General features: G+C 68.4%; 19 protein-coding genes. 13 read left to right on the top strand and 6 right to left on the bottom strand.

The window, feature by feature from the left end; all coding sequences use genetic code 11:
* The first annotated feature begins 2 nt into the window (after positions 1 to 2).
* From nrdI to ELY19_RS14285, 7 genes are all read left to right on the top strand, one after another.
* Positions 3 to 452 carry a class Ib ribonucleoside-diphosphate reductase assembly flavoprotein NrdI gene (gene nrdI, locus ELY19_RS14260; RefSeq protein ID WP_126196799.1) on the top strand — a complete coding sequence of 150 codons (450 nt, stop codon included), beginning with the start codon at positions 3 to 5 and terminating at the stop codon, positions 450 to 452.
* Positions 449 to 2,629 (top strand): class 1b ribonucleoside-diphosphate reductase subunit alpha, encoded by a 2,181-nt coding sequence (nrdE, locus tag ELY19_RS14265; protein ID WP_126196800.1) that lies wholly within the window; start codon positions 449 to 451, stop codon positions 2,627 to 2,629. The genes nrdI and nrdE overlap by 4 nt, the downstream gene beginning before the upstream one ends.
* A 151-nt stretch (positions 2,630 to 2,780) precedes the next feature.
* Entirely contained in the window at positions 2,781 to 5,201 is a 2,421-nt protein-coding gene (locus tag ELY19_RS14270) for a cytochrome P450/oxidoreductase (protein ID WP_126196801.1), read from the top strand.
* The gene (locus ELY19_RS14275; protein WP_126196802.1) at positions 5,198 to 6,241 is read left to right on the top strand and encodes a Rieske 2Fe-2S domain-containing protein; all 1,044 of its coding nucleotides are present in this window, start codon (positions 5,198 to 5,200) and stop codon (positions 6,239 to 6,241) included. The genes ELY19_RS14270 and ELY19_RS14275 overlap by 4 nt, the downstream gene beginning before the upstream one ends.
* Positions 6,242 to 6,484: 243 nt before the next feature.
* Positions 6,485 to 6,976, top strand: coding sequence for an Hsp20/alpha crystallin family protein (locus ELY19_RS14280; protein WP_126198848.1), 492 nt, complete (start codon positions 6,485 to 6,487; stop codon positions 6,974 to 6,976).
* A gap of 68 nt (positions 6,977 to 7,044) precedes the next feature.
* A complete protein-coding gene (locus ELY19_RS23515) occupies positions 7,045 to 7,221 on the top strand; it encodes a hypothetical protein (RefSeq protein ID WP_164711605.1) in 177 nt (58 codons plus the stop codon).
* A 127-nt stretch (positions 7,222 to 7,348) separates the two neighbouring features.
* A complete protein-coding gene (locus ELY19_RS14285) occupies positions 7,349 to 7,696 on the top strand; it encodes a hypothetical protein (protein WP_126196803.1) in 348 nt (115 codons plus the stop codon).
* 13 nt (positions 7,697 to 7,709) lie between these two features.
* On the opposite strand, the gene ELY19_RS14290 is transcribed toward ELY19_RS14285, so the two are convergent.
* A complete protein-coding gene (locus ELY19_RS14290; protein WP_126196804.1) occupies positions 7,710 to 8,192 on the bottom strand; it encodes an SRPBCC family protein in 483 nt (160 codons plus the stop codon).
* Positions 8,193 to 8,293: 101 nt separating this feature from the next.
* Between ELY19_RS14290 and ELY19_RS14295 the strand changes: the two genes are divergently transcribed.
* Complete coding sequence (locus ELY19_RS14295; protein WP_126196805.1) at positions 8,294 to 8,908, top strand: TetR/AcrR family transcriptional regulator; 615 nt, start codon at positions 8,294 to 8,296, stop codon at positions 8,906 to 8,908.
* Here the strand turns inward: ELY19_RS14295 and ELY19_RS14300 are convergent.
* Together ELY19_RS14300 and ELY19_RS14305 are read right to left on the bottom strand one after the other, a co-directional pair.
* A complete protein-coding gene (locus tag ELY19_RS14300) occupies positions 8,893 to 9,270 on the bottom strand; it encodes a hypothetical protein (RefSeq protein ID WP_126196806.1) in 378 nt (125 codons plus the stop codon). The genes ELY19_RS14295 and ELY19_RS14300 overlap by 16 nt on opposite strands.
* A gap of 36 nt (positions 9,271 to 9,306) precedes the next feature.
* Positions 9,307 to 9,924: an LON peptidase substrate-binding domain-containing protein gene (locus tag ELY19_RS14305; RefSeq protein WP_126196807.1), complete on the bottom strand. Its 618-nt coding sequence runs from the start codon at positions 9,922 to 9,924 to the stop codon at positions 9,307 to 9,309.
* A gap of 37 nt (positions 9,925 to 9,961) precedes the next feature.
* Between ELY19_RS14305 and ELY19_RS14310 the strand changes: the two genes are divergently transcribed.
* The gene (locus ELY19_RS14310; RefSeq protein ID WP_126196808.1) at positions 9,962 to 10,711 is read left to right on the top strand and encodes a maleylpyruvate isomerase family mycothiol-dependent enzyme; all 750 of its coding nucleotides are present in this window, start codon (positions 9,962 to 9,964) and stop codon (positions 10,709 to 10,711) included.
* Positions 10,712 to 10,727: 16 nt separating this feature from the next.
* On the opposite strand, the gene ELY19_RS14315 is transcribed toward ELY19_RS14310, so the two are convergent.
* Positions 10,728 to 11,348, bottom strand: coding sequence for a hypothetical protein (locus tag ELY19_RS14315; protein WP_126196809.1), 621 nt, complete (start codon positions 11,346 to 11,348; stop codon positions 10,728 to 10,730).
* A gap of 119 nt (positions 11,349 to 11,467) precedes the next feature.
* Here ELY19_RS14315 and ELY19_RS14320 point away from each other — a divergent pair, with 119 nt between their 5' ends.
* The 4 genes from ELY19_RS14320 (at position 11,468) to ELY19_RS14335 (ending at position 14,326) form a co-directional block, all read left to right on the top strand.
* On the top strand, positions 11,468 to 12,208 hold the full coding sequence (locus tag ELY19_RS14320; RefSeq protein WP_164711606.1) for a maleylpyruvate isomerase family mycothiol-dependent enzyme: 741 nt from the start codon (positions 11,468 to 11,470) through the stop codon (positions 12,206 to 12,208).
* A gap of 112 nt (positions 12,209 to 12,320) precedes the next feature.
* Complete coding sequence (gene nrdF / locus ELY19_RS14325; protein WP_126196811.1) at positions 12,321 to 13,325, top strand: class 1b ribonucleoside-diphosphate reductase subunit beta; 1,005 nt, start codon at positions 12,321 to 12,323, stop codon at positions 13,323 to 13,325.
* 98 nt (positions 13,326 to 13,423) lie between these two features.
* Entirely contained in the window at positions 13,424 to 14,005 is a 582-nt protein-coding gene (locus ELY19_RS14330; RefSeq protein ID WP_126196812.1) for a hypothetical protein, read from the top strand.
* Positions 14,006 to 14,086: 81 nt separating this feature from the next.
* A complete protein-coding gene (locus tag ELY19_RS14335; protein ID WP_126196813.1) occupies positions 14,087 to 14,326 on the top strand; it encodes a DUF1272 domain-containing protein in 240 nt (79 codons plus the stop codon).
* A gap of 17 nt (positions 14,327 to 14,343) precedes the next feature.
* Here ELY19_RS14335 and ELY19_RS14340 read toward each other — a convergent pair whose 3' ends face one another.
* Both ELY19_RS14340 and ELY19_RS14345 read right to left on the bottom strand, forming a co-directional pair.
* Positions 14,344 to 14,835 (bottom strand): hypothetical protein, encoded by a 492-nt coding sequence (locus ELY19_RS14340; RefSeq protein ID WP_126196814.1) that lies wholly within the window; start codon positions 14,833 to 14,835, stop codon positions 14,344 to 14,346.
* A complete protein-coding gene (locus ELY19_RS14345) occupies positions 14,832 to 15,479 on the bottom strand; it encodes a hypothetical protein (protein WP_126196815.1) in 648 nt (215 codons plus the stop codon). Before ELY19_RS14345 ends, ELY19_RS14340 begins: the two co-directional genes overlap by 4 nt.
* Positions 15,480 to 15,535 lie beyond the last annotated feature (56 nt).

The following is a 15,535-nucleotide window of genomic DNA, read 5'->3' on the forward strand; positions in this document are numbered from 1 at the left end:
CGATGGCCACGCCGCTCGTCGTCTACTTCTCGTCGGTGTCGGAGAACACGCACCGATTCGTGAAGAAGCTGGGCATGCGCGCCGTGCGCATCCCGGTGACGCGGGCGGCGGAGCCGCTCACCGTCGACGAGCCCTTCGTCCTGATCACCCCCACGTACGGCGGTGGGAAGCAGGCCACCGCGGTCTCCGGCGGGGGATACGTCCCCAAACAGGTGATCCGGTTCCTCAACGACCAGCACAACCGCTCCCTGATCCGCGCCGTGATCGCGGCGGGGAACACCAACTTCGGCGAAGAGTTCTGCTATGCGGGCAACATCATCTCCCGCAAATGCCGGGTCCCGTACCTGTACCGCTTCGAGCTGATGGGCACCACCGAGGACGTCGAGCGCGTCCGCAGCGGGCTCGTCGACTTCTTCACACGCAACGACCTCAAGGAAAGCGCGCGCTCATGACCGCAACCCAGGAAGACCTCGTCCCCTCCGCGAGCCAGTCCGGCGTCCACGGCGGCCCCGGCCACAGCGAACTGGACTTCCATGCCCTGAACGCGATGCTGAACCTGTACGACAAGGACGGGCGCATCCAGTTCGACAAGGACCGCGAGGCCGCGCGGCAGTACTTCCTGCAGCACGTCAACCAGAACACGGTCTTCTTCCACAACCTGGACGAGAAGCTCGACTACCTCGTCGAGGAGAACTACTACGAGCCCGAGGTTCTGGACAAGTACAGCCGCGAGTTCGTCAAGACCCTGTTCGACGGGGCGTACGCGAAGAAGTTCCGGTTCCCCACGTTCCTGGGTGCGTTCAAGTACTACACCAGCTACACGCTGAAGACCTTCGACGGCAAGCGCTACCTGGAGCGCTTCGAGGACCGGGTGTGCATGGTGGCGCTCACGCTGGCCGACGGTGACGAGAAGCTCGCCGTCAGCCTGGTGGACGAGATCCTCGCGGGCCGGTTCCAGCCGGCCACTCCCACGTTCCTCAACTCGGGCAAGAAGCAGCGCGGCGAGCCGGTCTCCTGCTTCCTGCTGCGCATCGAGGACAACATGGAGTCGATCGGCCGGTCGATCAACTCGGCGCTGCAGCTGTCCAAGCGCGGCGGCGGCGTGGCCCTGCTGCTGTCGAACATCCGCGAGCACGGCGCGCCGATCAAGAAGATCGAGAACCAGAGCTCGGGCGTCATCCCCATCATGAAGCTGCTCGAGGACTCGTTCAGCTACGCCAATCAGCTGGGGGCGCGCCAGGGCGCCGGCGCGGTGTACCTGCACGCGCACCACCCGGACATCTACCGCTTCCTCGACACCAAGCGGGAGAACGCGGACGAGAAGATCCGCATCAAGACCCTCTCGCTGGGCGTGGTGATCCCCGACATCACCTTCGAGCTCGCGAAGAACAACGACGACATGTACCTGTTCTCGCCGTACGACGTGGAGCGGGTCTACGGCGTGCCCTTCGCGGACGTCAACGTCACCGAGAAGTACCACGAGATGGTCGACGACTCGCGGATCCGCAAGACCAAGATCAACGCGCGCGAGTTCTTCCAGACCCTCGCCGAGCTGCAGTTCGAGTCCGGCTACCCGTACATCATGTACGAGGACACCGTGAACCGGGCGAACCCGATCGCGGGCAAGATCACGCATTCCAACCTGTGCAGCGAGATCCTGCAGGTCTCCACGCCGTCGACCTACAACGACGACCTGTCCTACGCGGAGATCGGCAAGGACATCTCCTGCAACCTGGGCTCGCTGAACATCGCGAAGACGATGGACAGCCCCGACTTCGGCGCCACCATCGAGACCGCGATCCGCGGCCTCACCGCCGTCTCGGACCAGACCGACATCCGCTCCGTGCCGTCGATCGAGAAGGGCAACAACCTCTCCCACGCGATCGGCCTCGGGCAGATGAACCTGCACGGCTACCTCGCGCGCGAGCGGGTCTTCTACGGCTCCGACGAGGGCGTCGACTTCACGAACATCTACTTCTACACGGTGCTGTTCCACGCGATCCGCGCGTCGAACCGGATCGCGCGCGAGCGCGGCCAGTCGTTCGGCGGCTTCGAGAACAGCAAGTACGCGTCGGGCGAGTTCTTCGACAAGTACACCGAGCAGGAGTGGAAGCCCGCCACGGCCAAGGTGGCCCAGTTGTTCGCGGACTCGGAGATCCACATTCCCACGCAGGACGACTGGCGTGCCCTCAAGGCCGACGTGCAGCAGTACGGCCTGTACAACCAGAACCTGCAGGCGGTGCCGCCCACCGGCTCGATCAGCTACATCAACCACTCCACGAGCTCGATCCACCCCGTCGCGGCGAAGATCGAGATCCGCAAGGAGGGCAAGATCGGCCGCGTGTACTACCCGGCGCCGTACATGGACAACGACAACCTGGACTACTACCAGGACGCGTACGAGATCGGCTACGAGAAGATCATCGACACCTACGCCGCCGCCACGCAGCACGTGGACCAGGGCCTGTCGCTGACGCTGTTCTTCAAGGACACCGCCACCACCCGCGACGTGAACCGGGCGCAGATCTACGCGTGGCGCAAGGGCATCAAGACGCTCTACTACATCCGCCTGCGGCAGATGGCGCTCGAGGGCACCGAGGTCGAGGGCTGCGTCAGCTGCATGCTGTAATCAGGTAAGCAAAACGCCGGTCGGGGAGACGTCCCCGGCCGGCGTTCTTGTCCTCGGTGGTCGATCGAAAACGAGAAACTCGGCCGCGCGACGCGGTGGGCGGCATAGTTTGGATGAGTCCACACATCCTCGTCCGCAAGGCGGTTGGACCATGAGTCTTCTCGACCGGGTCATCAACAAGGCCCAGGCGATCGTCCCGATGGAGCGGCAGGTCCAGGGCCTGCACCTCTTCCAGAAGGCCAAGACGCTGGCTCTTGGCAATCGGCAGCCGGAGTTCGTCGAGGAGGAGATCCCCGACGTCGACACGGTGGCGCTGACCGATATCGACATGAGCAACCCGTTCATGTGGCGGCAGGGCCAGTGGCGCCCGTACTTCGAGCGCCTGCGCAACGAGGCACCGGTCCACTTCCGGGCGTCGAGTGAATTCGGGCCGTACTGGTCGGTCACGCGGTACGACGACATCGTGACGGTGGACCGCGACTTCGAGACCTACTCGGCCGAGCCGCAGATCGTCATCGGCGTACCGCCGGACGGGCTCGACATCGAGATGTTCATCGCGATGGACCCGCCGCGCCACGACGAGCAGCGCGCAGCGGTGCAGGGCGTCGTAGCACCGCAGAACCTCGAGGAGATGCAGGGACTGATCCGGTCGCGCGTCCAGGAGGTCCTCGACGACCTGCCGGTCGGCGAACCCTTCGACTGGGTGGACAGAGTCAGCGTCGAGCTGACGTCCCGCATGCTCGCCACCCTGCTCGATTTCCCCTATGAGGATCGGCGCAAGCTCGTGCACTGGACCGAGTTGGCTGGGGCGAGCGCGGCTGCCACCGGCGGCGACGTCGACATGGACGAGATGTACCAGGGCGCCGCGGAGATGGCGAAGAGCTTCAGCGCCCTGTGGCACGACAAGGCGGCGCGCCTGAAGGCCGGCGAGAAGCCGGGATACGACCTGATCACCCTGATGCAGATGTCCGAGGACACCAAGGACCTGATCAACAGGCCGATGGAATTCCTCGGCAATCTGATCCTGCTCGTCGTCGGTGGCAACGACACGACCCGCAACTCGATGTCGGGCGGCGTGTACGCACTCAACCTGTTCCCCGACCAGTTCGACCGGCTCAAAGCCGATCACAGCCTGATCCCGAAGTTCGTCCACGAGAACATCCGCTGGCAGACGCCGCTGGCCTACATGCGCCGGATCGCGAAGAAGGACACCGTCCTGAACGGTCAGTTCATCCGCAAGGGCGACAAGGTCGTCATGTGGTACGCCTCGGCGAACCGGGACGAGCGCACCTTCGAGAATCCGGACGACTTCATCATCGACCGGCACAACGCCCGCCACCATCTCTCGTTCGGCATCGGCGTGCACCGCTGCATGGGCAGCCGCGTCGCGGAACTGCAGCTACGGATCCTCTGGGAGGAATTGCTCGCGCGGTTCGAGGACATCGAAGTGGTGGAGGAGCCCGAGTACCTCCAATCGAACTTCGTCCGGGGCTACACGAAGATGATGGTCACGCTGACGCCGATCGGCCAGAAGCCCCGCCCCCGCGACCAACGGACGCTGCAACCCTCCGCGGAACAGGCCCCCGCTCGGCCACAGATCCGTCGCTCCCGCGAAGCGACCACCACCACCGAGACGGAGGTCGACGTTCAGGTGGCGGGCCGGCGCGAGGTGGCGGACGGGGTCGTCGAGCTCACCCTCAGCGATCCGGCGGGAGGGCCTCTCCCGGCGTGGACAGCCGGGGCCCACATCGACCTCCTCCTGGAGCCGTCGCTGACGCGGCAGTACTCGCTGTGCGGCAGCGCCTCGGACGAGTCGTCGTGGAAGATCGGCGTCCTTCGCGATCCGGCCGGCCGGGGCGGCTCGGCGTACGTCCACGAGAAGCTGACGGATGGTGTGACCGTCCGCGTGCGTGGTCCGCGCAATCATTTCCCCCTGGTCGCCTCCGCGAACTACCGATTCGTCGCGGGCGGCATCGGGATCACGCCGATCCTCCCGATGATCGAGGCGGCCGAGGCGCGCGGGGCGACGTGGAGCCTGCTCTACTGCGGCCGCTCCCGTGAGTCGATGGCGTTCCTGGACCGATTCGAGGACGATGATCGGGTCACGATCTGGCCGAGCAGCGAGAACGGCCGGATCGACCTGGCGGCGACGCTCGGAACGCCCGCGCCGGACACGGTGGTCTACTGTTGCGGCCCAGGCGCTTTCCTCGACGCCGTGGAGGAGGCGTGCGCGCCGTGGCCCGACGGCAGCCTGCACATCGAACGCTTCGCCGCCAAGGAGGTCGCGGCCTCCGAGGACGCGCTCGACTCGTTCGAGGTCGTGTGCTCGCGCTCGGGAGTGACCGTGGTCGTTCCGGAGGGCACCACGATCTTCGACGCGGTCGAGAAGGCCGGCGTCGATGTCCTCGGATCCTGCATGGAGGGCATCTGCGGCACCTGTGAGGCCGACGTGCTCGAGGGCACGCCCGAGCACCGGGACTCGATCCTGTCCAAGGCGGAGAGGGAACGGGGCGAGACGATCATGCTCTGCGTCTCCCGCTCGCTGTCGAAGAGGCTGGTGCTGGACGTATGAACGACACCGCTCGTACCCCATTCGCCGGCGACTATCCGAGGGACTGCTGGTACGTCGTCGCCACCGCTGCCGAGGTCGGATACGGATTCACCGCGCGGCGCGTCCTCGACACACCGGTCGTGCTCTTCCGCCTCTCCGACGGCACGATCGCCGCGCTGGAGGACCGCTGCGCGCACCGGCCCTACCCGCTGTCGGCGGGACGCCGGGAGGACGACTTCATCGTGTGTGGCTACCACGGCTGTACCTACGATGCGACTGGTCGCTGGGTGAGCGTGCCGTCCCAGGACAGTCCGCCGACGTCCGCGCGGGTGCGAGCCTTCCCGGTCATCGAGCGTGGACCTTTCGTCTGGATCTGGGCGGGGACGCCCGGCGGCGAACGGTTGCGCCCACCGCCGGCGACACCGTGGTTGCACGACGACGGCTGGACGAGCGTCGGGGAACGACGCGAGGTGGCCGCCAACCTGCAGTTGTTGCACGAGCACTACCTCGACCTGTCCAACGTCGTCGCGATGCATCCGGAGATGCTGCCGCCCGGCATCGAGGCGCTGCCGCCGTTGGAGGACGTCGAGGTCTCCGAGGTGTCGGTCTCCTACCGGCGAGAACTCCCCAGGGCGCCGCTGGCGCCGTGGGAAGCCGAGGTCAGCGGACTGGCCGACGCCACTGCGACTTTCGGCCGGACGGAGACGGGTACCTTCGTGACGCCCGGCCTGCACAAACAGACCTACTCCATCATCGGTCCGAACGGACCCGAGTTGGAACTCGTGCGGACCCACGGTTTCACACCCCGGTCCTCGGGAGTCACCCATGTCTTCCTGCAGATCTCGTGGCGGGGCGCCTCGGTCTCACCCGACATCGGGCAGCGGTTGATCGGCGTCTTCCACGCGATGGCCGACCGGGACATCGCCGTCCTCGAGACCATGCAGCGGTGCCTCGACGAAGACCCGGTCCCACGGCGCTACGTCAACGTCAAGGCGGACCGAGCCGCTGTGCGCGCCCGTCGGATCCTGACGGCGATGGTGGAGGACGAGCGGGGACCGTAGTCCAGTCGCGGCCGGTGCGGCGTACTGACGGTTGCAGTGGTCGCCGTCGGGGGGCGTGGCCGCGACGGCCGGATCCCCTGGCGGCGAGTAGGACTCGCCGGAGTGCGTGCCCCGGCCCTCCCCGGAGTTCGACGCGCAAGGGGCTGGCACTCACGCGCCGAGAGTGCTAAAACTGGAAGTGCACAGTTGATGAGTCGCCCGTCAGGGTGGCGGGCGGCCTGGAGTTCACGGGAGGTGTTTGCTGTGCTGAGGTTCGATCCATTCTCCGAGTTGGACGTGGTGGCCCAGGGTCTGCTCGCCGCCGGTCGGGAAACCGGTTCGGCGCGCTCCCCGCGGTTCATGCCGATGGACCTCTACCAGGTGGACGACCACTACGTCCTCACAGCCGACCTACCGGGCGCGGACCCCGGTTCCATCGACGTCGACGTCGAGAACGGTGTCCTCACGCTCACTGGCCGACGGACGGCGATGCCCGATTCCGGGGTGAGGTGGCTGACCAGCGAGCGCTTCTCCGGCGTCTACCGCCGGCAGCTCACCCTCGGCGACAGCATCGACACCGCTGGGATCGCCGCGCGCTACGACAACGGCGTTCTCACAGTGACGATTCCGATCGCCGAGCGCGCGAAACCCCGCCGGATCGTCGTCGAGCAGGGCTCCGATGAACCGCAGTGCGAACAACTCGCCGTCGAGTCGAGTGCGACCGACGACGACGCACGCGTCGACGTAGCCGGATAGCTCCGGAGTGGTGGCGGGCCGGCCGCGCGCCGGCCCGCGACCACCCCGACCGTGATCGGAGGGCGGACATGCAGCAGAGCAACGATCCCCGTATTCGGGACCTGGGAATCGGCGTGCCCCACGCGGACCCGGCGGATCTCGCCGAGCAGGCGCGCAGCGTCGACCTCGACGCCGTGATCGAGGACTACCCCTGGGTCCGCCGCGACGAGGTACTGACCATCGACGGTCGGCGGTTCTTCATCTAGACGACATCTCACGGCGCACAGACCACGCTGCGAGGGTCGGGGGCCCCTTGACGGGCTGGTCGGAGCCCCCGACCCGATTCCCTCGTGTTTTCCGACCAGCCCCTGGAGTCCATGAGGAAGAAACGTCATGAGAACTCTGCATCGGCTCACCACGACGATCGAGGCCGAACACCCGATCCCCACCGCCGACGGCGCCCGTGTCGTCGGCACGGTGGAGATCGTCAGTGAGTGCGCCCCGTCCGGGCGGGCTGAAATGCGCTGTCGCGCCGTGGGCGACGACACCTGGCATCCCGTCGCGGGAGGCGGCGCCGACCTGCGGGATCCGGCGGACCTCCCGTTCCACCATTCGGCGACCCTGTCCCGGCTGCTGACTCACCTGCCCCCGCCCGCCCAGGCCGATCCCGCTGCCGCCGCGTTCTACTTCTGCGACGACCTCGACGCGCCACCGCCAGCGGCGGCGCAGCTCGCCTCCTGATCGGGACGGGTGGTCACCGGTCGGTCGCCTCGACGGCCGACCGGATGCCGGCGAGAGTGCGCTCCATGCCCTCGAGCAGGAGGGCCGTGAACGCCTCCTGCCCGCCGAGGTGGCTCTCGGTGAGGTCGAGCGAGAACTGCGAGATCCCGTCCGGCGCCTCCCGGCGCTGCGTCAGGACGGTGCCGTCGTCCTCGGATTCGAGTGTGAACGACCAGATCGTGTAGTTCTCCTCGATGCGGAAGGCGATCGCGTGCGCGGGCTCGTGTCGTACGACCTCGCCGTGCGTGACCCATTCGAGTTCTCCCAGGTGGTTGAGGTTGGTGAAGCGCGTGCCCAAGCGGACGTCGGCCGCGGGCGCGCGCAGCCTGACAGAGACCACCTGGGGGCTCCACTCGGGCATGCGCCGGACATCGCCCACCGCCTCCCAGACGGTGGCCGGCGGGGCGGCGATGGTCACGGTGCGCTCCAGGAGCGGCGCGAAAGCTCTGTCGGACATGACCCTCCCCATCAATACGACCGATCGGTCGTAAACATGGCTCGACACTACGCCGTCCGCCGCGCCCCGTCCAGAGCTACCGCGTGGCTACAGTTGAACCCATGACCACACCGGCGACCGCCGACCGCCGGCGGGCGCGCGGCGACGCCACCCGGCGCCGCGTCGCGCGGGCCGCCGCCGACCTGGCGACCGTCCACGGCCTGGACGCGATCACCGTGGGTGGCCTGGCCGCCGCGACCGGCGTCAGCAAGAGCGGCATCCTCACCGTCTTCCCGACGCGCGAGGCGATCCAGGTCGCCGCCGTCGCGGAGGCGCGCCGTGTCTACATCGACGTGGTGATCCGGCCCGCGCTGGCGATGTCGCCCGGCGCCGACAGGCTGCACGCCCTCCTCGACGCGTGGGGCGGGTACCTCCGCGCCGAGACCTTTCCGGGTGGCTGCTTCGTGACGGCCACCGCGACGGAGTACGGCCACCGGACAGGCGCGGTCGCCGAAGCGGTCCGGAACCTGAAGCGGGAATGGCTCGATCTCCTCGAGCGTGAGTTCGCGGCTGAGGGGGCCGCCGACCCCGCGGCGGCCGCGTTCCGGCTGGACGCCTACCTCGCAGCGGCGAACACCCGCCGCGAACTCTTCGGCGACGACGCCGAACTCGACCGCGCCCGTGCGTTGGCCGCGGAGGTCATCGACGCCGCCGGCGGGCGTCACATCGGCGCGTAGCCGTCCTTGTCGCCGAAGCAGAAATCGCAGGTGTCGCCGTTCTCGCTGCCGTAGTCCGCGAGCGCGGCGATCGGGGCGATCGCGGCGTGCGCGACGGCGGGTTCCACCTGCGGTCCTCGGCCCTTACTCAGCTGCTCGAGCTGTGCGAGGCTCGCGTCGAACGGGAAGGAGCCGCGGCCCGGCGTGGCATCGGCGACCGCTGTCCCGTCGACGAACACCGTGTACAGATCGTGTTCGGGGAAGCCATGATTGACCCGCAGGACCCACCAAGCGCCGTCGACGAACGCGGCGTACGGGAAGTACAGCAAACCCGTGCGGCGCCACGCGGGGCGCGTGGCGCGCACCTCGTCGATGCCGATCATCCGCCGGGGAGGGGGCCGTGGGGCATGGGACTCCTTCTACTGCAACCGGAAACGCAGCGTCGCGAGTACGTCGTCGAGCGCGTCGCCCAGCACGCGAACGCGGTCGGCGGGGCCGGCCGCTGCCAGCGCGCGATGCCGGTCGGCATCCGAGAGCGGCAGCGCACGCGCGAGGTAGTAGCTGCGTTCGACCGGATCCTCCGGGAGCGTCAACTTCGGCCATGCCCGCGGCGTGACGCCCTCGGCGCGCGCGAGCCGCGCCGCCAGCCTTTCGGCCTCGCCGCGCTTGCTCAACAGCGGGATCAGGTCCACGGCGCGCTGCACCTCGTCCGGCCAGACGTCGGCCTCCGCGAGGGGATAGGGATCGTCGGGCAGCCACCGCGCGACCCGCACTCGTTCGACGCCCCGGCAGAGCAGCGTGAACTCGCCGCCGGCGCGGCGCACGTACCGGTCGATGAGCGCCACGGTGCCGACGTCCGTGCGCACGTCGCCGCCGCCCACCTCGCTGCCGCGCTCGATGAGCACCACCCCGAACCGGCCGTCCGTCGCGAGACACTGCTCCACCATCCGGCGGTACCGAGGTTCGAAGACGCGCAGCGGCAGCTCCTCGCCCGGGAGGAGGACGGCCCCGAGCGGGAACATCGGCAGTTCGGTCACCGCTACAGCATGCACCGTCCGCGGTATCGTCACCGGCATGACCGCCCCGAACGAGTGGCTCGCGGCCCTGGAACGCGACGGCGGCGCGATCGCGGCGACGTCCCCGGAGCGCCTCGACCTCGACGTTCCGACGTGCCCCGGATGGACCGTGCGCGACCTCGTCGTGCACCTCGGGGGAGTGCATCGCTGGGCCGCGACCTTCCTCGCCGAGGGGCCCGACTCGACCACCCGGTTCGCCCCGATCGAGGACGACGCGCCCTCCGGTGCGGCCGTGACGGGCTGGTACCGCGACCGGCTCGACGGACTCCTGCGGGAACTGCGACGGCACGCCCCCGACGAGCCGGCCCGTGCCTTCATCGGCAGCGTGACCGCCGCCTTCTGGATGCGCCGCCAGGCCCTCGAGACCGCAGTGCACCGGTGGGACGCCGAGAACGCCTGGAACGCAGCGGTCCCGGTCGAGTCCGTACTCGCCGGCGACGGGATCGAGGAGTGGGCACAGGTCTTCGCCGGACGGTTCCTCTCCCGCGGCCCCGGCCTGCCGGACGAACTCGTCGGGCGGACCGTCCACCTGCACGGCACCGACCGCGACGACGCGGAGTGGACCCTGGCGCTCGACCGGCAGGCCGTCACCGTCGAGCGTGGCCACGCGAAGGGCGATGCCGCGCTCCGGGGCGCCACGTCCGACGTGTACCTCGCGCTCTGGCGCCGCGTCCCGGTGACCCGGCTCGAGACCTTCGGCGACGGCACCGTCGTCCCCCGGTTGCTGGACGCGGTGCAGGTGACGTGACTGCGCGCGGCCGCCGCTAACGCACCTGGAGGGCGCGGATCACCGCGTCGACCTTGCCGCGCGCGTCGGTGTTGGTCTTGTTCGCGCCACCGAGGAAGTACGACGTCGGGGTGGTATCGAGAACGATGATCGTGAACCAGTCCGACTCCGGGGCGCCTCCGGCTCCCTGCGGGGTGTTCGCGTTGAGGTCGAGCCGCGTGCCCTTCACGCCGTCGATGACGACGGGCCGGGCCCGTCGATCGGTGATGGTGCGCTGCGCCTGTCCGGACCGGTCCGGGAAGCGGCAGAGCGAGAACGCGAGCGCCATGGACGTGGTGGCGTGGCTGCCGGGGCTGACCCGGAGTCGCCCGACCTCGACGAGGTTCATCACGTTGCCGCCCGGCGAGTACCGGGCCGCGGCGGTCGTCGCCGCACCGGCGGAGTAGCCGGTGTCGAGGTCCCATCCGCCGACCAGTGCTGCGGGGAAGGTCAGGGGAGCGGTGCCGAAGAGACCGCCGGCGGTCGACGGCGCACCGACATCGGGCGACTGGCTGCAGGTGACGGTGTTCGGCTCGGCCTGCGCCGTCGCCGGCATGAGCGCGGCCAGTGCGGCAGTGGTGGCGGCGACCGCCGCGACGGCGACGTTCCGGAATCCCATTTCTCCCCAATCCTCAATACTGCATGATGTGTTGGAGATTAGCATCGGAGGGAGGAATCGGGCGGGACGAATCCGCATCGCGCAGCGCGACCGGCCTCCGGGTTCGTAGGGTCGTGGACATGACGAAGCAGCTCTGGCTCGACTCCATCGCCGCCGACGGCGCCCGCATCGCCGCGATCGATCCCGCCTCCCTCGGCCTGCCCGTGCCCAGCTGCCCGGGGTGGACGGTGCGCGACGGTGTCGTCCACACCGCCGGCGCCCACCGCTGGGCCACCGCCTTCCTGCAAGCGGGCGCGGACTCGAAGGAGCGCTTCATCCCCGACGTGTCCGACGCTCCGGAGGGGGACGACGTCCTCCGGTGGTACGCCGGGGTCAACGCGGCCCTGCTCGACGAGCTCCGGCGCCACGAGCCCGACGAGCCGGCGCGCGCCTTCATCGGCCGCACCGTGGCCGCCTTCTGGATGCGCCGGATGGCGCAGGAGGTCTCGATCCATCGCTGGGACCTGCAGAACTCGCTGCCCGACGGTGCCGAGCCGCTCCCGGCGTGGACCGCCGCCGACGGCGTCACCGAGCTGACACAGATGCAGATCCCGCTGCTCCTCGGGAAGAAGGGACTGCCCGACGGGCTCGTGGGGAAGGTCGTCGACATCGCGGCCACCGACACCGGCGACCGGTGGACCCTCCGGCTGCGTGCCGACGGCATCGACGTCCTCGCCCCGCCGGCCCCGGCGGACGTGAGCCTGCGCGGGACCGCGTCGGACCTCGATCTGGTGCTGTGGCGCCGGGCCGAGCCCGGCACCGTCGACCTCGACGGCGACCGGTCCGTGCTGGACGGTCTGCTCGACGTCGTGGTCATCTGACTCGACACGCCGAACTGGCGCTATGAACTAAATCTTGCGCCTCACGGACTTGTCGGCCCCAAGGGGTAGTGTCATGAGCGTAGAAATCCAGCTCCGCGAAAACCGAGGTGTCATGTCTGAAACCGCCGCTCACAGCCCCGCCGACGGAGCCCCGCTCAAGCTGGTCAGCCGGGTGTCGGCGATCAACTGGAACCGGGTGCCGGACGAGAAGGACGCCGAGGTCTGGGACCGGTTGACGGGGAACTTCTGGCTGCCCGAGAAGGTGCCGGTCAGTAACGACATCCCGTCGTGGGGCACGCTCACCGAGCACGAGAAACAGCTCACCATGCGGGTCTTCACCGGCCTGACGCTGCTCGACACCATTCAGGGCACGGTCGGCGCGGTCTCGCTGATCCCCGACGCGATCACCCCGCACGAGGAGGCGGTGTACACCAACATCGCGTTCATGGAGTCGGTGCACGCGAAGAGCTACAGCTCCATCTTCTCCACGCTGTGCAGCACGCGCGAGATCGACGACGCCTTCCGCTGGTCGGAGGAGAACGAGCACCTGCAGCGCAAGGCGTCCATCGTCATGGACTACTACCGCGGCGACGACCCGCTCAAGCGCAAGGTCGCCTCGACGCTGCTCGAGTCGTTCCTGTTCTACAGCGGCTTCTACCTGCCGATGTACTGGTCCTCGCGGGCCAAGCTCACCAACACGGCCGACATGATCCGCCTGATCATCCGCGACGAGGCCGTGCACGGCTACTACATCGGCTACAAGTTCCAGCGCGGGCTGGAGACGCAGACGCCGGAACGCCGCGAGGAGATCAAGGACTACACGTTCGACCTGCTCATGGAGCTGTACTCGAACGAGGAGGATTACACCGAGTCGCTGTACGACGAGGTCGGCCTCACCGAGGACGTCAAGAAGTTCCTGCGGTACAACGCCAACAAGGCGCTGATGAACCTGGGCTACGAGGCCCTGTTCCCGAAGGACGCCACCGACGTGAACCCGGCGATCCTCTCCGCCCTGTCGCCCAACGCCGACGAGAACCACGACTTCTTCTCCGGTTCCGGCTCGTCGTACGTGATCGGCAAGGCCGTCAACACGGAGGACGAGGACTGGGACTTCTGATCCAGGACGACGTCGACGGGACCCGCCCGCGCCCGAGCCTCTGGTGGCTCGTCGGCGCGGGCGTTCTCGTTCTCGCGTTCGCGTTCGTACCGCGCGCGGTGTACGGCGCTGACCCCGAGGCCAGGGCCGTCGATGCGTTCCCGCCCTGGCTGCTCGGGGAGCGGGCGGAATTGACGACCGGGCTGGAATCGCTCGTCGATGATTGGGCGGGCTTCCACCTCATCAAGGCGGTGTGCGCCGCGCTGCTCGCCGCGCTCGCACTGTACGCCGGCCATCGCGCGGTGGCACTGATCCCCGTGGTGTTGCTCATTCCCAGCATCCAGGGGGCGGTCGCGCCCCTGTCGTCCGCGTTCTCTCTGCTGGACCCGGTGCGGGTGCGGAAAGGAGAGCTCGGGCGGGCGCTCGCGCTGACGCGTGCTGAGTTGCAGGCGACGCCGTCCGGCCCTGTCCGGGCGTTGGTCGACGACTTCGCGCGGTATCACCTTGCGATGGTGGTGATGGCGGGCGCGCTGACCGCCGTGCTGGTGGTGTTCGCCGGTCGTGCGTGGCGGCAGGGGCGTCGACGGTGGGCGGTGGCGACGCTGGTGGCGGCCGTCGTCGCCGGGGTGGTCACCGCGGCGAACGTCACGAACACCCTCGATCCAGCGGGCGGACTGCTCGGGTTCATCGGCGGTTCCTAGTGGTTTCGGCGGCGACACGCCGAGAATTCGCCGCCGAAACCGCTGGGAACTGCGAGAGTGAGCGGGACGAAAGGGACGGCGATGCTGGAGATCCGGCCGAACTGCGAATGCTGCGGGCGTGACCTCGCCCCCGATTCGCGCGAGGTGCTGATCTGCACCTTCGAGTGCACGTGGTGCGCGGACTGCAACGACGAGAAGCTGCACGGCACCTGCCCCAACTGCGGCGGCGAACTCGTCCGCCGCCCCATCCGCCCGGCCGCCCTCCTCGAAGCCCATCCCGCCTCGACGGTCCGCGTGGTCAGCGGCACCTGTCGCGCGTAGCCCGTCGTCGACCAGATTCAATGTCCCTGCGCGTCCACCGCGATCCACGCGGTCTCGGACGTGCGCGAGATGCGCAGGGTCGTGGTGTCGAATCCGCCACTGCCGGGTGGGTACTCGATGACGAGGAAGTTCGTCGGGCACGGATCCGCCTCCGATGGGACGCAGCCCGGCGGACTGGGGTCGACCATCCCGGGTGCCTTCGCGACGATGTGTCGATAGTCGTCGAAGCGGTCGGCCGGCGCAGAGAAGGTCCCGCGGTAGGACGATCGGCCGACGAACACCGGGTACACGGTCATCGAATCGAGGTGGAAACTCGAGGGGATGTGGATGTTCCGGCGCTCGAGTTCCTCGCGGGCCTCCTGCTCACTGATCGTGTGCGGCGGCCCGACGTCGAACATGCCGTTCACGAACCACCGCATGCCAGGGTAGATCGCCGTGAGTACGACGACGGGCACCAGCAGGACGATGCTCCAGTAGAAGGAGCGTGGCTTCCGTCGATTCGCGGTCATCTCGTGAGCGCGGCTTCCACGCCGATCGCGAACGCTAACGGGAACCGGATCTGTCCGATGTCGCGGGCGGGGCCGACGACGCGCCGCGAAGGGGTGTCGCGAGGCTCGGCGAGCACGCGGCTCACCCGACTGAGTTGGTGCACTTCGAATCGCTGCTGAGCCAATTCGGGTTGCGCACTTCGGATGCCGGCGCAACTTCCTTTCGTCGTGTCCCGCTGCACCACCGGATTGCCAGGAGCGATGGGGCCACGATGACGGCCTCGTTCGGCGATCACGGTGAAGCCCTTCTCCTCGCCGACCTCACAGACAGCGACCGGGGCCAGTCCCGGCGTGCGGTAGAAGCCGTGAATGTTCTCGGACCATACGAGGAAAGTGGTGTCGGAGAGGCATCGTCCGTTCTCTCCGAGGCGGCCCGTGCCTCGGAATCCCGCCGGGCACATCGACCAGCTCGCGCGGTCCACACTGTCCACAACCGACTGCGGGGCGGGCAGTAATGCGTGGTCGAGTAGCTGATCGTCGCAGTCCGCACAAGGACCGAGCGCATCGGCGCGAGGTGCGAACGGTCGTGGCGGATCAGGGGAATCGGACAATGCGACGCCGCCGAACCCGCCGGCCACGAAGCCGGCCAGGAGAAGAGCTGCCATGGTCCCGTACTGCCTCCGCATCCTCACGAAGCGCAGAATAATGCATCTCGAATCCA

The organism is Tsukamurella paurometabola (genome assembly GCF_900631615.1).
In the GTDB taxonomy this organism is placed as follows: domain Bacteria; phylum Actinomycetota; class Actinomycetes; order Mycobacteriales; family Mycobacteriaceae; genus Tsukamurella; species Tsukamurella paurometabola_A.

Coding starts and splice junctions, on each gene's coding strand:
- ELY19_RS14335 (WP_126196813.1), top strand. CDS start 14,087: ATGCTGGAGATCCGGCCGAACTGCGAATGCTGCGGGCGTGACCTCGCC.
- ELY19_RS14275 (WP_126196802.1), top strand. CDS start 5,198: ATGAACGACACCGCTCGTACCCCATTCGCCGGCGACTATCCGAGGGAC.
- ELY19_RS14310 (WP_126196808.1), top strand. CDS start 9,962: ATGACCGCCCCGAACGAGTGGCTCGCGGCCCTGGAACGCGACGGCGGC.
- ELY19_RS23515 (WP_164711605.1), top strand. CDS start 7,045: ATGCAGCAGAGCAACGATCCCCGTATTCGGGACCTGGGAATCGGCGTG.
- ELY19_RS14345 (WP_126196815.1), bottom strand. CDS start 15,479: ATGGCAGCTCTTCTCCTGGCCGGCTTCGTGGCCGGCGGGTTCGGCGGC.
- ELY19_RS14300 (WP_126196806.1), bottom strand. CDS start 9,270: ATGATCGGCATCGACGAGGTGCGCGCCACGCGCCCCGCGTGGCGCCGC.
- ELY19_RS14340 (WP_126196814.1), bottom strand. CDS start 14,835: ATGACCGCGAATCGACGGAAGCCACGCTCCTTCTACTGGAGCATCGTC.
- nrdF (WP_126196811.1), top strand. CDS start 12,321: ATGTCTGAAACCGCCGCTCACAGCCCCGCCGACGGAGCCCCGCTCAAG.
- nrdI (WP_126196799.1), top strand. CDS start 3: ATGGCCACGCCGCTCGTCGTCTACTTCTCGTCGGTGTCGGAGAACACG.
- ELY19_RS14295 (WP_126196805.1), top strand. CDS start 8,294: ATGACCACACCGGCGACCGCCGACCGCCGGCGGGCGCGCGGCGACGCC.
- ELY19_RS14290 (WP_126196804.1), bottom strand. CDS start 8,192: ATGTCCGACAGAGCTTTCGCGCCGCTCCTGGAGCGCACCGTGACCATC.
- ELY19_RS14270 (WP_126196801.1), top strand. CDS start 2,781: ATGAGTCTTCTCGACCGGGTCATCAACAAGGCCCAGGCGATCGTCCCG.
- ELY19_RS14285 (WP_126196803.1), top strand. CDS start 7,349: ATGAGAACTCTGCATCGGCTCACCACGACGATCGAGGCCGAACACCCG.
- ELY19_RS14320 (WP_164711606.1), top strand. CDS start 11,468: ATGACGAAGCAGCTCTGGCTCGACTCCATCGCCGCCGACGGCGCCCGC.
- nrdE (WP_126196800.1), top strand. CDS start 449: ATGACCGCAACCCAGGAAGACCTCGTCCCCTCCGCGAGCCAGTCCGGC.
- ELY19_RS14315 (WP_126196809.1), bottom strand. CDS start 11,348: ATGGGATTCCGGAACGTCGCCGTCGCGGCGGTCGCCGCCACCACTGCC.